Raw genomic sequence first — 15,132 nt, forward strand, 5'->3', positions numbered from 1 at the left:
GATCGGCTCCGGGTCAGGGGTGGCAGGTGAGGTCGCGGGGTGGTTCGTCGGCGGCAGGCAGCGGTTGTGGTATCGGAAGGGTGCAGTGCTGGTCTGCCCCAGGGCCCCAGTTGGCCCGCAGAGCGCCGGGCTCGTCTCCCAGGCGCAGGTAGATCAGCCCACCCTGGCCAACCACGCCCAGGGCTTGGCCCTGTTCGTCCTGCAGGCTGGCGCCGAAGGGCAGGGGCGCTCCGTCGGGAAGCTGGCCCCGGGCCAGCAGGACGCTGCCAGAACGGGTGGGAAACTTCACCAGCACCACCGCGCCACTCCGGGGGGCGATGCGTTGCTCGGTTTCTTCGAACTCGACGCTGTCGGCGGCACCGGCGGGGTCGAGGATCAGTTCATTCATCTGGTAGGGCTGAAGCCCGGCGACCACGGCCTGGCCTTGACTGTCCAGGGCCAGGCCAGGTTGCTGGGCGACTCGGGCGCCGGTCCCGCCCGGAGCCACCAGTACGGCGAAGGTGTCGCCCTGCATGGGCGTCAGGGTGATGCCTTCCGGGTGGGCCAGCAGGCTGCCGTTGAGGCCGAGGGCGGTGGTGCGGTAGCCGTCGCCCTGGCTCAGTGCGCCGCTCAGCAGAGCCCGTGAGGATTGATAGCTTCCGCCGAGGCTGCTCGCAGTCGAGCTCTGGCTATTGCGGCTGGTGGTCAGGGTGTAGGCCAGTTGGCGGGACTCACCTGCGCTGCCCCGCAGGGACAGGCGTTCGTCGTGGGTGCCATCGCGGCGCCGGGTGAAGGCAGCGGAGAGGCTCTGGCTGCCGCCGAAGCGGACATCCAGCGGGATATTGAGGCTCAGCCGCGTCTGGCCGTCGGGTTGGCCCTGGGCGTCGCGCGCGCGGACCGTGTCCAGGCTGAGGCTGAAACGACGGAAACGATGGGTATAGCCGACCTGGTACTGCCGCGCCCAGCCTGGGGTTTGCCAGTCGCGTTGCAGCAGCAGCCCGGCGTTGAGCTGTGCATCCTGGGTGACGTCGAGGGTCAGGGTGGCGCTGGCCCTGTCGCGCAAGCCGGCTGGTCGGGTGTTCGCCTTGAGCGGGGTGGGTTGGTCCTGGCGACGGGCTGCACTGGCCAGCGATTGGTAGCCCGGTGTTGGAGCATGGCGCAGTTCCAGGGCTATGGCGGGGCCTCCGGTTGGCCAACTGCGGGAGAAGGCCAGGCCTAGGCTGTTGCCCGTTTCGTCCTGGCCGTGGATGTGTGCCTGGCTGCGGGTAAGGTCGGCTGCGAGCGCGCCCACTGGCGTGTTGAGTGCCGCCCCGATCATGAGTGCGGTGTAGTCGGGGCTGGCCTGGCCTCCCAGGTAGGCGGTGGTGTGATTGCTAACACCACGTCTGAAAACGCCATCGATCACCATTGGCTGGCGCTTGAGCGTGGCATCACGCAGGCGGCCTGCAGCCAGGCTGAAGCGCACCTGGCCGGGCCTCAGCAGTTCGACGGCAGGGCTGTAGGGCAGGGTGAAGCGTTGCTCGCTGCCGTCTGCTTCGAGGACCCGTACCTCCAGATCACCACCGCGTCCGGGGGGCGTGAGGTCATCCAGTTCGAAGGGACCAGGGGCGACGTTCAGCTCCTTCAGCAGGGTGGTGCCCTGCCAGACCTGGATGCGTGCCTGGGTTCGGGCGACACCACGGAACACCGGAGCGAAGTTGCGCTGGGAGTAAGGCAGCATGCTGGCATCGCTGCGCAAATGGACGCCGGTCAGCGGTACGCCGGGGAGCAGTTGACCGCTGCTGTTGACTTCGCCGACCTCCACCTGGCTGCCCCAGTCGTCCAGGTCGTGCTGCAGGTAGGTGGCGGCATTGCGATAGGCGCTGGAAACATCGCTCTGCCAGGTCTGGGAGCCCTGGTGGCGCAGGCGCCAGCGGCCCAGGTTGATGCCGCCGTCCAGGCTGAGAAACAGGTTGTCGCTGCGGCTGCCCGTCTGTTCCTGGCGGCTGGCGTTGAGGTTGTAGCCGAGAATGGCGGCGGTCACGCCTGCGTCCCACAGGGTCCGGTCCACATAGTCATAGGCGTTGCGGCGCAAGGCGAACTGGGGGATCTGCAGCTCCAGCACCAGCTCGGCCATGTCGAAGCGCGCCTGGGCGCCGTCCACCTGGTCTTCCAGGCGGCCGCAGGTATCGGGCTCGATGGAGCGCAGGTGGGCAGGGTCAGTGCCGATGAGCTGGAGCAGATCCGGCTGCAGGCAGGGAAAGGATCCTCGCGTATCGGTCGTCACTTCGATCTCGCGACGCAGGGCTATCCGTTCGTTCAGGCGGATGTCCACCGTGTAGTGCCCTGGCACGACTGGGGCTTCGTCTTCGAACTGGCTGAGGTCGAAGTTGCGGGCCTCGGGGGGCAGGAAGGAGTCGTCAAAGATGACGCGCTCATCGGTGTGGCCTTGGCTTGTCAGGGCCAGCATGCCCCCGAGCAGCACTGCAGGTGGCAGGCAGCGGCAGGACCGCTGCGGGGCGTGGCACATCGAGCGTCAGGGCGACAGGCGGGCGGTATGGGTGGCGTCTGCTCCGAAGTCGTTGATGACCTTGAAGTCGATGGAGGTGTCAGCGGAGCCGGGTACCCGTTGCTTCAGTGGCAGGCGCAAGGTGTCCTGAGGGGCGACCATTGCCGAGCCCTTGTCCAGTGTGACCTCCTGCCCACCCAGCCGGATGTCGACGAAGGTGATGTGGAACGCGCCGCGGTTGGTGCATACCAGTTCATCGCCTTGCACCTTCCATTGCAGGTTCTGGATTCCGGACTCAAGGGATCCCAGGCCCTTGGGTCGATAGAACAGCTTGAGACGGCTGGCAAAGGCCATTTGCAGCTTGTTGGTGGCGGTGCCCTCCGCCGGCTTGGGTGGCAGTTCAAGCACGTTCAGCCAGAACAGTGATTCGCGGTCCTGAGGCAGGCTTTGCTCGATCAGGCGGATGCGCAGGCTCTGTCCCTTGCCGGGGTTGACCCGGGTCACGGGTGGCGTGAGCAGGAAGGGGCTGCGGGCCTTGGCGGCGTTCTCGATGTTCGGGCTCTGGTCGATCCAGGCTTGGGTCAGCGCGGGTACATCGCCGTTGTTGGTGAGCTGGACGGTGATCTCGCGTTGTTCGCCGGGGTAGATCACGCGGGTGCCGGTGATGACAATGCCGGCCTGGGCGAAAGCAGGTGCGAGCATGGCGAGCATGCCCAGCCAGATGTGGATGCGTTTCATGTGGACTCGAAGCACTTCACGGAAGGTAGGAAAGGCAGGCGTTGCGCCTGCCTTCCTGTGCGTCACGGATAGCCGATTACGTAGAGAGCGGTGGCCTCGACGGCGCCCGGCTCGACGATGTCCTTGGCGTAGTAGCGCACCTTGTAGGTGGCACTGCCCTGGCCGGCGTTGAGGCTCATGATGGTCGGGATCTGGCCGCTCAGGTCGACCGGAGTGCCGTTATTATCAGTCAGCTCCAGAGCGACGTTGGTCGCTGCGCCCGTGGAGGCGATATTGCTCAACTGGTCGCCATCCAGGTAGGCCGAGGTAAACAGCACATCTGCCGAGCTGGCGTTGGTCTTGCAGTCCTTGAGGCTGATGACGAACGGGGTATCGCCAGCGGTCTGGCCTGCGATACGCAGCAGGGCGGCCTGGGTGTCCGGCAGGGTCACGGTGGCCGCGCCCGGGGTCGGGACGCCGTTCACTGCCACGGTGCAGGTTTTCTCCAGGATCTTCCCGGTGAAGTGAATCTCAGCACCGTCGGCGTCGCTGTATGCGTAGGCGGACAGGCTGGAGGCAGAGAGCGCCAGGACGGCGGCGGAGGTCACGAGTTTCCTGATCATGTTGCATTCCTTGAGTGTTAGGAGAGACCTGCCCCGTGGCCTGGGAGGCCGCGGGGCAGGTGCGCAACATGGTAGAAAGCGTGCCCTGTGGGACGCTGGCCGCCATCGCGTAGGTGGGTGAGATGGCGTTTGGGGAATTCGGCTATCACCTTGGACATATCGGCAAGCGAAGGCGGTCGAGGCGATACGTGGCGGACGTGCGCGTGCGGCGTTTGCACAACCCCAGGGGAGCTAATAAGCTGACGCACTTTCCTATTCATTTCGTCTGCGGCCAATGGCTTGCCACGCAAGCCATTGGCCCGATTCCACACGTTCAGCGAGGTCAAACAGTTTGGCTCAGTACGTCTACACCATGCATCGGGTCAGCAAGGTCGTGCCCCCGAAGCGTGAAATCCTCAAGGACATCTCGCTGTCCTTCTTCCCCGGCGCCAAGATCGGCGTGCTTGGCCTGAACGGCGCGGGTAAATCCACCCTGCTGCGCATCATGGCCGGCGTCGACACCGAGATCGACGGCGAAGCCCGCCCGATGCCGGGCATCAAGGTCGGCTACCTGCCTCAGGAACCGCAGCTCGACGCCAGCAAGACGGTCCGCGAGATCGTCGAAGAGGCGGTCGGCGAGATCAAGCAGGCCCAGGCCCGCCTGGACGAGGTCTACGCCGCCTATGCCGAGCCGGATGCCGACTTCGACGCCCTGGCCGCCGAGCAGGCCAAACTGGAGGCCATCCTTCAAGCCGCCGACGGCCACAACCTGGAGCGCCAGCTGGAAGTTGCCGCGGACGCCCTGCGCCTGCCGCCGTGGGACGCGAAGATCGAGCACCTGTCCGGTGGCGAGAAGCGCCGCGTGGCGCTCTGCCGCCTGCTGCTGTCGGCCCCCGACATGCTGCTGCTCGACGAACCCACCAACCACCTGGACGCCGACTCCGTCGCCTGGCTGGAGCACTTCCTCCACGACTTCCCCGGCACCGTGGTGGCCATCACCCACGACCGTTACTTCCTCGACAACGTCGCCGGCTGGATCCTCGAACTGGACCGTGGCCACGGCATCCCCTTCGAGGGCAACTACTCCGGCTGGCTGGAATCCAAGGCCAACCGGCTGGCCCAGGAAGCCAAGCAGGAAGCCTCCCACGCCAAGGCCATGAAGGCCGAACTGGAGTGGGTGCGCCAGGGCGCCAAGGGTCGCCAGGCCAAGTCCAAGGCCCGTCTGCAGCGCTTCGAGGAAATGCAGTCCCAGGAATTCCAGAAGCGCAGCGAGACCAACGAGATCTACATCCCGGCCGGTCCGCGCCTGGGCGACAAGGTCATCGAGTTGCACAACGTCACCAAGGGCTACGGCGATCGCGTGCTGATCGACGACCTGTCCCTGAGCATCCCGAAAGGCGCCATCGTCGGCGTGATCGGCGGCAACGGTGCGGGCAAGTCCACCCTGTTCCGCATGCTCACCGGCAAGGAGCAGCCGGATTCGGGCCGCATCGAGATCGGCGAGACCGTGCAGATCGCCAGCGTCGACCAGAGCCGCGACAGCCTGGACGGCAGCAAGACCGTGTGGCAGCAGGTTTCCGATGGCTTCGAGCAGATCAAGATCGGCAACTACGAAGTCCCGTCCCGCAGCTACGTCGGCCGCTTCAACTTCAAGGGCGCCGACCAGCAGAAGTTCGTCAAGGACCTCTCCGGTGGTGAGCGCGGTCGCCTGCACCTGGCCCTGACCCTGAAGCAGGGCGGCAACGTGCTGCTGCTCGACGAACCGTCCAACGACCTCGACGTGGAAACCCTGCGCGCCCTGGAAGAGGCGCTGCTGGACTTCCCCGGCGCCGCCATCGTGATCTCCCACGATCGCTGGTTCCTGGACCGTATCGCCACCCACATCCTGTCCTACGAGGACGACGGCAAGGTGACCTTCTTCGAAGGCAACTACACCGAGTTCGAAGCGGACCGCAAGAAGCGCCTCGGCGAGGCGGCTGCCCAGCCGCACCGCGTGCGCTACAAGAAGCTGGCCCAGTAAGCCGGCAGCACCACGAAAAACGGAGCCCTCGGGCTCCGTTTTTCATTCCGGGGGCGCTTACTTCACCTTGCGGCTCAGGTCCTCCAGGCTGCGTTGCAGCTGGTCGATGCGGCTGTCCTGGCTGTCCACCTCACGCTTGAGGCCGGACAGGTCGCTGGAGGAGGAGCTGTTGCGCTTGGCATCCTCCAGGCCACGCTGCAGCTGGTCGATGCGGTTGTCCTGGCTCTCCAGCTCGCGCTTGAGGCTGGAGACATCGCTGGACGACGAACTGCCACGCTTGGCGTCCTCCAGGCTGCGCTGGAGCTGATCGATCCGCCCCTTCTGGCTGTCCAGGTCGCGCTGGACGTTGGACAGGTCCGATGAGCCGGTGCTGCGCTTCACCTCCTCCAGCTGGCGGTTCAGGGTGCTGATGGTGCTGGCCTGGTCGCTGACCTGCCGGGTCAGCTTCTCCAGGCTTTCCTGGGTTCTCTTCAACTGCTCCTGCATCTTCTCGAGGGTGTCGATGCTGATACGGGATTCCTTCAGCGTTGTGCCACTGACCGGGTTGCGATCGACCGTAACCAGGTTGCTGTAGCTGCTGGACGAACTGCCGACCTCGATGCCCGCCTGAGCCGCCCCGGCAAGACCCGCCAGGACCAGGGCGGCCAGGGAAGCGGTGAAGGGGCGGACAGAACGCTTGGGCAAGCTGGACATGAACAGGTGCTCCTGAGTGGGTGCCGATATGGCACATCGCTATGACTGGAGCGCCGGGGTGCCGTTCCGTTTGTCGGGAATGATCAGTTGTATCCAATCATGACGGCCGCTGACGACACGACGGCAGTGGAACGCCGAGCCGGTTTCCCGGTGTCGTGAAAACGTCACTTTATGGTGCTGGAAGCGCTCGAAAAAAGTGCAAAAACGCAAGAATCCAGTGGCAAGGGTATCTGCCGGAACAGAGCGTTCGGAGCGTAGGTTTATGGCGTGTGGCGGTGGGGATTTATAGCAAATGCACCAAAAAGTTTCATCAATGCGTCATTTTGCCCTGTTTATGTGCCGGATCGCTTGCTAGAGTCTCGCGCTACCGATTGTCCACAAAAGAAAAATACTGGTGAGCATCATGACTCCTTCCCTGGACCTGTTCCTGCAACGGCTCAAGCAACGCGACCCCCACCAGCCCGAATTCCACCAGGCGGTGGAAGAGGTCCTGCGCAGCCTCTGGCCCTTCCTCGAAGCCAACCCCCGTTACCTGCGCGACGGCCTGCTGGAGCGCCTGGTCGAGCCCGAGCGCGCCATCCTGTTCCGCGTACCCTGGGTCGACGACAAGGGCCAGGCCCAGGTCAACCGCGGCTTCCGCGTGCAGATGAGCAGCGCCATCGGCCCCTACAAGGGCGGCCTGCGCTTCCACCCGTCGGTCAACCTCGGCGTGTTGAAGTTCCTGGCCTTCGAGCAGGTGTTCAAGAACTCCCTCACCTCCCTGCCCATGGGCGGCGGCAAGGGCGGTTCGGACTTCAATCCCAAGGGCAAGAGCGACGCCGAAGTGATGCGCTTCTGCCAATCGTTCATGAGCGAGCTGTACCGCCACATCGGTGCGGACCTGGACGTGCCGGCCGGCGACATCGGCGTCGGCGCCCGCGAGATCGGCTACCTGTTCGGCCAGTACAAGCGCCTCTCCAACGAGTTCACCTCGGTGTTCACCGGCAAGGGCCTGGCCTACGGCGGCAGCCTGGTGCGCCCCGAAGCCACCGGCTACGGCTGCGTCTACTTCGCCCAGGAAATGCTCAAGGGCCAGGGCCGTGGCTTCGACGGTGCGCGTGTGGCCATCTCCGGCTCCGGCAATGTGGCGCAGTACGCCGCACAGAAGGTCATGGAACTGGGCGGCAAGGTGATTTCCCTGTCCGACTCCGGCGGCACCCTGTTCATCGAAGACGGCCTGACCCCCGAGCAGTGGGATGAGCTGATGGAGCTGAAGAACGAGCGCCGTGGGCGCCTGGAGTCCCTGCAGGGCGCCGGTTTGCGCTTCCTGCCCGGCGAGCGGCCGTGGAAGCTGGCCTGCGACATCGCGCTGCCCTGCGCCACCCAGAACGAACTGGACGCCGAAGACGCCCGCACCCTGCTCGCCAACGGCTGCATCTGCGTGGCCGAGGGTGCCAACATGCCCTCCACCCTCGAAGCGGTGGATGCCTTCCTCGAGGCCGGCATCCTCTTCGCCCCGGGCAAGGCCTCCAACGCCGGCGGCGTCGCCACCAGCGGCCTGGAGATGAGCCAGAACGCCATGCGCCTGCACTGGACCGCCGGCGAAGTGGACCAGCGCCTGCACGGCATCATGCAGAACATCCACCACGCCTGCGTCCACTACGGCGAGGAAAACGGCCGGATCAACTACGTGAAGGGCGCCAACATCGCCGGCTTCGTCAAAGTGGCCGACGCCATGCTGGCGCAGGGGCTGGTCTGACACGACCCATCCGCACCCGGACGAACAAGGGCAGCCAATCGGCTGCCCTTTTCATGTCGCCCTGACGGCAAGGGCTGTTCGCTGCAACGGACCGTCCAACCCGCACATAGGGCTCGCACTCAATCGCTGTGCCCGCCCAGGGCGCGTGCGGCCGCGCGGTCCTTGTCCCGCTTCCACTCGTCATCGCGGTCGCGCGTCACCTGCTCGCGGAACTCCCGCAACTCCTGGCTGCGCATCTGCTCCTTGCACTGCTCGAAGCCGTCGCCCCAGCCCTCGGCGTAGGTGCGGTCGCGCAGGTAGCGGGGCACGTCCTTGCGGAACTCGCCGGTGATCGCCCCGGCGGCCTGGCGGCCGCTGCTGCAGCCGTCCTGGTAACCGTCGGCGAACGCCGGTGGATAACCCTGGGCAACCAGGTAGTCATGGGTGGTCTCGCAGCCGGCGAGAAGCAGGGCCGCGCAGAGCAGGACAGGCAGGGTGGCGCGCATGCACGCCATGGTGAGCTCCCATGCGCCGATAGGGCGGGCGCATTCGCCGGATGGTCGGGGCGCGGACCGGGTCCGCGCGCCCATTCTCGGCAGCGGGATGTCGTCTTTTCGTCAAGACGCCGTGAGCGTGACGTTATGGAAGTCCTCCCGCTCGCTCTGGATCAGACAACGCACGGGCAGGAATTGCTGGATCACCTCGATGTTGCTGGTCAGGTGGTCGCTCAGCACGCAGGTGCTGAACTGCCCGCCGCCGGCCAAGGCCATCGGCAGCAGCAGCTGGTCGGCCAGGTATTCCGAGGTGGCCGCTCCGCTGGCGAGCCAGGCCAGCAGCGGGCGGATCGCCAGGTCCGCCACCCGTTCGGCCGACAGGCGCGTCTGGCCCAGGGCGCAGAACAGCTCGGTCACCGCGTCGCAGCCCACCTTCAGCAGCAACGCATTGCCCGGCCCCATGCCGGGTGCGAGGTAGGCGCGTTTCAGCGCCTCCTCCGGCCAGCCCAGGCGCATCGCCACCTGGCGCAGCTCGCGCTCACCGACATGGTGCGGGATGTTGGCCAGCACGGCCGTGGCTTCCTGCTCGCGTACCTCGCCGCGTGCCGGCAGCACCAGCGGGCGCAGTTCGCCCGGCTGCACCTGCAGCATCACCTCGCCACCGCCGGCGGGCATGAAGCCGTGGCGCAACAGCTTCATCTCCACCTGGGCACCCATGCGGCGCAGCAGGGGTAGCCAGGCATGCTCGATGAAGTCCGCTGGCGGGGCCAGCGGGTTGTGGGTGCCACCGCTTATCCACAGGCGAGCGGGGCTGTCGGCGAACAGCAGGGCCGGCAGCAGGGTTTGCAGCACCAGGGTGCAGCTGCCCGCACTGCCGATGGCGAAGCGGTAGTCGCCCCCGCGAATCGCGCCGGGAATGAAGGTCAGCTCCATCGAGCCCAATTCGGCCCCCTGGGTGCGTGCGCCACAAATCTGTGCTGCGGCCTGGACCGCTGTCAGGTGCTGGCGCAACAGGCCCGGACGACCGCGCTGCTTGCGGATGTTGCGGATGCGCATCGGGCGGCCGGTGATCATCGAAAGGCTCAGCGCGCTGCGCAGGATCTGGCCACCGCCGATGGCGCCGTCGAGTTCGAGAAAATCCGTGTTCATGGTTCGGTGTTCCAATCAGTTGTTCGTGCCCGGCGGTCTGGCCAGGCCAATGGTGCAATGGGTTGCGAGTTGTACGTCGTTTGCCTGCTCACAGCGCCCTCACCAGCGCCGACAGCTCTTCCTCCGGCATCAGCTGCTGGCCACGCAGGCTCTCCAGCCGGGCCTTGAGGTGGGTCGTGCTGGTCCAGTTGACGAGTCTTTTCTGCCTGTGGCGCCAGGCGCGGAGTGCCTGCAACCAGGGTTCGCGTGATGCTTGCGGCGCCTCGCAGAGCCCGTCCAGCAGTGCCTCCAACTGGGCGTGGGTGGGGAGTATCCGGCTGAGGCGAAGGCTGCCCGCCATGTCGGTTGCGGCAAGGCGTGTCATCGCGGCCCGGAGTGCGGGTTCGAACGCTGGATGGCACAAGCGCTCCAGGCCCTGCAGCGCTTCGACGACCACACCCGGCGCGCTGTCATCCAGCAAGGCGAGGCAGGCATCGCTGGCCTGCTCCGGAACCTGCTCCACCAGCACCTGCAAGCCTCTGCGGCGGACCGACGGCAAGGGCGAGGCGAGCGCCTGGCGGGCCAGGGGCACGGCCTCCTCCAGGCGCAGCTCGGCGGCCTGGCCGAGCACGCCGTGCCAGCGCCCCCTGTCCACCGGGACCAGCACCAGCGCCCGGTGTACCACGGCCGCCGCATCGACACCGTGGCGCGGCGCGGCCCAGCGGGCCAGGTCGCGGACCGATGGCGAGACGTCCAGCAGGGCTGTTTCCAGCCAGCCGTGCAGTTCCGGTGCATTGGGCTCGGCCTTTATCAGCGCGTACAGCGCCCTGGCGCGCAGGCGGCCGTTGCGGTCCGAGAGGGCCTGTCGCCAGAGCGGTGCGGTGGATTCCGCCGGCAGGCGACCCAGCCTGTCCATGACCCGGGCACGCAGTGCCGGATCGGGGTGCACCAGGGCCTTGTCGATCAGCTCGGCATCCGGCTGTTCTTCGTTTGCCAGGGCGTCGAAGACGAAGCGGGCTTCCTGGCCGCGCAGGCCTGGCAATGCCGCCCGCACGCTGCCTCGCAGGGCGGGCTCGCGCAGGCGCGCGCGGATGCGCTCCAGGGCCACGCTGTGGTCGGCGCGCTGCTTGCGCTGCAGGTCCAGCAGCAGGTCGAGGTTGTCCAGCAGGCTTTCGGCCGTGGCGTTGGGTTGCCGGTGCTCCAGTTCGGCCCTGGCCAGTTCGCGCAGGCTCGCCACCGGGTCGTTCAGGCAGACGAGGCAGTAGGCGAGGGCGGTTTCATCCTCGCGCTCCAGCTGGCGACGCAGCACGCCCTCGCGGATGAAGCCGTTGCGTTGCAGCGGCAATTCGCGGGCCGTGATGACGGTCCCATTGGCCAGCACGGTTTCGGCCTCGTCCAGCCGGTAGCGCAGCCAGTCGGTGTACTCGCCTGCGGCCTGTCTTACGCGTAGCTGGTCCCGCCAATGGGCGAGCCATTGCGTGGTGTTCATTGGATGCTCCTTGGACGGGAATGGCCCATCCGCCTCCCGCCGGCTTACTGCGTCGGTGCGGGCGTGGTCGATAGCTGTGCCAGCGGCACGGTCTCCGGGTGCAGGGTCGCTGCGCACGCGTGCAGGCGGGTGATTTCCGCCTGGGCTTCGGCGTCGCTTTCCGCCACCTGCGCCAAGGCGTAGCGGGCAGCTCCCGGTGCGCCGGTATCGATGACTGCATAGGGTGCCAGGCAGCCTTCCTGCTGGTCCCGGGCGGCCTGGGCGGCCATGGCGCTGGGGTGGCGTTCGGCGACCACGGCGCGCAGGGCCGGCGAGGGCGGTGCCGTCGCCTCGGTGAAGACCGTGCGGTCCGGGTGCCAGGTCAGGTTGCGCGTCTCCAGGCGGTCCGCTGCGTCGATCGCAGCGGCATGCTCGTGCACCAGCAGCACAGGGCTGTCGCCCGTGGGTGCCAGCACCCAGCTCTGGTTAGGCCCCGGGGCTTCGTCGTGGGACCAGGCCAGGTGCGGGCCCTGGTGCGTGGCGAGGTACAGGGCGTGATGGCGCTTGGGGTGCTCGAAGCCGCCCATCTGGCTGACCAGCAACGCGGGTGTGCCATCCGCCAGCCGCAGCAGGCGAGCGGCCGCGCTGACCTGCCCCTCTTCCTCGCCGGTTATCCACACCCTGGGCGCCGCGCCAGCCCCCAGGGGCGTGCCGGCGCCGTACAGGGGATCGGGCGCTGCCTGGCTGGCTGGAGCCGCTGTCGCTGCCCAGGGCAGCGCCACCGTGGTGCCGTGTGGGCGGCCGTCTTTCAACAGGCGCAGCTCGAACGGGCAGGACGCCGTGGTGCAGGCGGGCAGTGACAGCTCGTAGGCCGTCGTGGCGTCCAGGGGAAGGGCGTCCAGCACCTGGCGCTCCTGGGCGGCGAGGCCGCTGGCCAGGCCCAGGAGCAGCAGGCCGGTGAAGGGTTTGAAGTCCATTTCAGCTGTTCTCCATTGATGCGATGGCCTCAGGTGGCGTGGGTGTGCACGCAGTGACGCATGAATTCATCCAGCAGGGCGTCGTCCCCCTGGCCGCGTGGCAGTTGCGGGGCTTCGCCGGCGCTGGCCAGCTGGGCCTCGATGAAGGCGTGCAGCACCTCGCGGCGCGGGCCGTGGGTGGCTTCGGTGGCGGCACGCTTGAGCTGCAGCAGCTCGTCGATCTCCGCCAGCAGCGCCGGGTCGTCCAGGGTCACCAGCAGGTCCTCGAAGGGCATCGGCGGGCGGCCACGGCCTTGGTCGAGCCAGCGTACCGCCAATAGCGAGCGCAGGACGTAGAGGTACTTCTTGAAACGCACCTCTTCGCCTTGCAGGTAGCCACGGAAGTTCTTCTTGGCCATGGACAGGTAGTGATGGCGCACGGCCCGGGGCGACCAGAAGGCTTCGGCCAGTTCGCGCAGGCGTGCGGTGGCGGCGTCGTCCTTGTGGTAGACCAGGGGCGAGTCGAGCCACTCCAGCAGCGTGGGGTTGGAGTTGCGCAGCAGGCGCAGGGCCTTGCGCAGCTCCCAGCCGCTCACATCCAGCTCGTCGTCCAGCGGGCGCTCGATCACGTCGCGCGGCTCGCGTACCTGCAGGTACCAGTCGGGCTGCTCGACGTAGACGAAGCGCACGTCGTAGTCGCTGTCGCTGGAGGCGAAGCCCCAGGCGCGGCTGCCGGATTCGCAGGCGTAGAGCACGGTGACGTTGCGCTCGCGCTCGACCCGTTGCAGTTCCTCCAACACCCGCTCGAGCATGGCGGCGGGGAGGGGATGGCGGTGGTCGCTGGTCATTGCGTTTGTTCCCTTGTTGCTTCAATCGGTGGCGCTGGCGGCCAGCGCGCTGAGTGTTCGTCGTCTCGGGTTGTACAGGGTGAGGCACCAGATGCCCCACCATTCCTTGCCGTCATCGAAGTAGCGGCTCCAGGTGCTGCGCTGGGGCTCGCGGTCGGCATTGCCGACCCAGTCCAGCACCTGCATCCCCTCATCGGCGTGCAGGCGCAGGGCCTCACGCCATTCGCGGAAGTCCGCCACCTGCAGCGTGCTGCCATGGGGCGGGTCGATCAGGGCCCGGTACAGCAGCCCGTCGTCACGGGCCAGTTCCTCTATACGAGCGATGTCCAGGGCTTGCGGGCGGGCCTGCGCCAGGTCGGGGCTCAGGTCCGGCCACGGGTGGTTGGCGTACCGCGGGTGTTGTTCCACCAGCTTTCGCCGCCAGACCTGGGTGCGTTCGTCGATAGCCTCGAACAGCACCCGCAGCGCATCGCGGTGCTCGGCCTCGCCGGGGCGGGCGGTGGCATCCAGGCTCAGCACGACGAAGTCGAAGACGCTGCCGGCTTCGTCGAGCCGGGCCCGCAATTCGGTGACCCGGCGGTTTTCCAGTTTCTGCAGCATCAGCCGCTCTCCCTCAGGGTCGAAAGGCGTTGGCGGGGCAACGCCGATCGTTTTTCATCCTTTCACGCAGACCACCTGACGCAGGGTATGCACCACTTCCACCAGCTCGCGCTGGGCGTGCATCACGGCGTCGATGTCCTTGTAGGCCATGGGGATCTCGTCGATCACGTCCTCGTCCTTGCGGCATTCCACATGGGCGGTGGCGCGGATCTGGTCGTCCACGGTGAACAGTTTCTTCGCCTTGGTACGGCTCATGGTGCGGCCGGCGCCGTGGCTGCAGGAGCAGAACGCCTCCTCGTTACCCAGGCCGCGCACGATGAAGCTGCGCGCGCCCATGGAGCCCGGGATGATGCCCAGCTGGCCCTTCTGCGCCGATACCGCACCCTTGCGGGTCACCAGGACTTCCTGGCCGAAGTGCTGCTCCTTCTGCACGTAGTTGTGGTGGCAGTTCACCGCTTCCAGGTTGGCCTCGAAGGGTTTCTTGATCACCGTACGCGCCGCCGCGATCACGGCGTGCATCATCAGTGCGCGGTTCTGCTTGGCGAAGTCCTGGGCCCAGCCCACGGCCTCCACGTAGTCGTCGAAGTGCTGGCTGCCTTCTTCGAAGTAGGCCAGGTCGCGGTCCGGCAGGTTGGCGATGTGCTGGCGCATATCGGCCTGGGCCAGTTCGATGAACAGGCTGCCGATGGCGTTACCCACACCACGCGATCCGCTGTGGAGCATGAACCAGACGCGCTGGGCCTCGTCCAGGCAGACCTCGATGAAGTGGTTGCCGGTTCCCAGGGTTCCCAGGTGCTTGCGGTTGTTGGTCTTCTCCAGGCGCGGGTACTTGTCGGTGATCACCTTGAAGCGCCCGGCCAGGGCCGACCAGGCGTGGTCCGCCAGCTCCGGCACGTCTTCCCAGGACCCCTTGTCTCGGCCACCGCGAGCGGGGCTACGACCGTGGGGCACGGCCTTCTCGATGGCGCTGCGCAGGCCGGACAGGTTATCCGGCAGGTCGGAAGCCATCAGCGAGGTGCGTGCGGCGATCATCCCGCAACCGATGTCCACACCCACGGCGGCCGGGATGATGGCGCCGACGGTGGGGATCACGCTGCCGATGGTCGACCCCTTGCCCAGGTGCACGTCCGGCATCACGGCCAGGTGCTTGAAGATGAAGGGCATCTTCGCGGTGTTGATCAGTTGCTTGCGCGCGTCGTCCTCCACCGGTACGCCCTGGGTCCAGAGCTTGATCGGTTTGCCGTTGGCGACTTCCAGCAGGTTGTAGTGCTTTTCCATGGTTCCTTCTTTCCTTTCAAAACGGCGACAAGTCGGGTGAAACGGCATCGCGCTCTATCCGATTGAGCTACGGCCCCGGAGAGCCGGCGGGAGTCGAACCCGCAACCACGACGTCCTGTAGTTCCACCGGCATTCGCCGGGCAA

The 15,132-nt window shown here is 66.8% G+C and carries 13 protein-coding genes; 2 read left to right on the forward strand and 11 right to left on the reverse strand.

The features are described 5' to 3' along the window. Window positions 1-13: 13 nt before the first annotated feature. The 3 genes from PotMrB4_RS05250 to PotMrB4_RS05260 form a co-directional block, all read right to left on the reverse strand. Window positions 14-2,428: a fimbria/pilus outer membrane usher protein gene (locus tag PotMrB4_RS05250; RefSeq protein WP_172432704.1), complete on the reverse strand. Its 2,415-nt coding sequence runs from the start codon at window positions 2,426-2,428 to the stop codon at window positions 14-16. Between the two features lie 66 nt (window positions 2,429-2,494). Next, window positions 2,495-3,205 carry a fimbrial biogenesis chaperone gene (locus tag PotMrB4_RS05255; RefSeq protein WP_172432705.1) on the reverse strand — a complete coding sequence of 237 codons (711 nt, stop codon included), beginning with the start codon at window positions 3,203-3,205 and terminating at the stop codon, window positions 2,495-2,497. A 62-nt stretch (window positions 3,206-3,267) separates the two neighbouring features. Continuing rightward, on the reverse strand, window positions 3,268-3,807 hold the full coding sequence (locus tag PotMrB4_RS05260) for a fimbrial protein (protein ID WP_074972962.1): 540 nt from the start codon (window positions 3,805-3,807) through the stop codon (window positions 3,268-3,270). A gap of 331 nt (window positions 3,808-4,138) precedes the next feature. Between PotMrB4_RS05260 and ettA the strand changes: the two genes are divergently transcribed. After that, complete coding sequence (ettA, locus tag PotMrB4_RS05265) at window positions 4,139-5,806, forward strand: energy-dependent translational throttle protein EttA (protein ID WP_044410459.1); 1,668 nt, start codon at window positions 4,139-4,141, stop codon at window positions 5,804-5,806. 57 nt (window positions 5,807-5,863) lie between these two features. Here the strand turns inward: ettA and PotMrB4_RS05270 are convergent, their stop codons facing one another. Continuing rightward, window positions 5,864-6,499: a hypothetical protein gene (locus PotMrB4_RS05270; protein ID WP_172432706.1), complete on the reverse strand. Its 636-nt coding sequence runs from the start codon at window positions 6,497-6,499 to the stop codon at window positions 5,864-5,866. A 403-nt stretch (window positions 6,500-6,902) separates the two neighbouring features. Here PotMrB4_RS05270 and gdhA point away from each other — a divergent pair, with 403 nt between their 5' ends. Next, a complete protein-coding gene (gene gdhA / locus PotMrB4_RS05275; RefSeq protein ID WP_044410853.1) occupies window positions 6,903-8,237 on the forward strand; it encodes an NADP-specific glutamate dehydrogenase in 1,335 nt (444 codons plus the stop codon). Between the two features lie 119 nt (window positions 8,238-8,356). On the opposite strand, the gene PotMrB4_RS05280 is transcribed toward gdhA, so the two are convergent. The 7 genes from PotMrB4_RS05280 to PotMrB4_RS05310 all read right to left on the reverse strand — a co-directional run bounded on the left by PotMrB4_RS05280 (window position 8,357) and on the right by PotMrB4_RS05310 (window position 14,988). After that, a complete protein-coding gene (locus PotMrB4_RS05280) occupies window positions 8,357-8,731 on the reverse strand; it encodes a hypothetical protein (protein WP_044410453.1) in 375 nt (124 codons plus the stop codon). A gap of 102 nt (window positions 8,732-8,833) precedes the next feature. Then, entirely contained in the window at window positions 8,834-9,859 is a 1,026-nt protein-coding gene (gene rtcA / locus PotMrB4_RS05285) for an RNA 3'-terminal phosphate cyclase (protein ID WP_172432707.1), read from the reverse strand. Window positions 9,860-9,947: 88 nt separating this feature from the next. Further along, a complete protein-coding gene (locus tag PotMrB4_RS05290; protein ID WP_172432708.1) occupies window positions 9,948-11,327 on the reverse strand; it encodes a HEAT repeat domain-containing protein in 1,380 nt (459 codons plus the stop codon). A gap of 44 nt (window positions 11,328-11,371) precedes the next feature. Further along, entirely contained in the window at window positions 11,372-12,283 is a 912-nt protein-coding gene (locus PotMrB4_RS05295) for a hypothetical protein (RefSeq protein ID WP_172432709.1), read from the reverse strand. Window positions 12,284-12,312: 29 nt separating this feature from the next. After that, window positions 12,313-13,110, reverse strand: a complete 798-nt coding sequence (locus PotMrB4_RS05300; protein WP_172432710.1) for a nucleotidyltransferase domain-containing protein — start codon at window positions 13,108-13,110, stop codon at window positions 12,313-12,315. Window positions 13,111-13,131: 21 nt separating this feature from the next. Then, entirely contained in the window at window positions 13,132-13,710 is a 579-nt protein-coding gene (locus PotMrB4_RS05305) for a hypothetical protein (protein ID WP_172432711.1), read from the reverse strand. A 54-nt stretch (window positions 13,711-13,764) separates the two neighbouring features. Beyond that, window positions 13,765-14,988, reverse strand: a complete 1,224-nt coding sequence (locus tag PotMrB4_RS05310) for an RtcB family protein (RefSeq protein WP_172432712.1) — start codon at window positions 14,986-14,988, stop codon at window positions 13,765-13,767. Window positions 14,989-15,132: the final 144 nt, after the last annotated feature.

This window comes from Metapseudomonas otitidis (genome assembly GCF_011397855.1).
Taxonomy (GTDB): domain Bacteria; phylum Pseudomonadota; class Gammaproteobacteria; order Pseudomonadales; family Pseudomonadaceae; genus Metapseudomonas; species Metapseudomonas otitidis.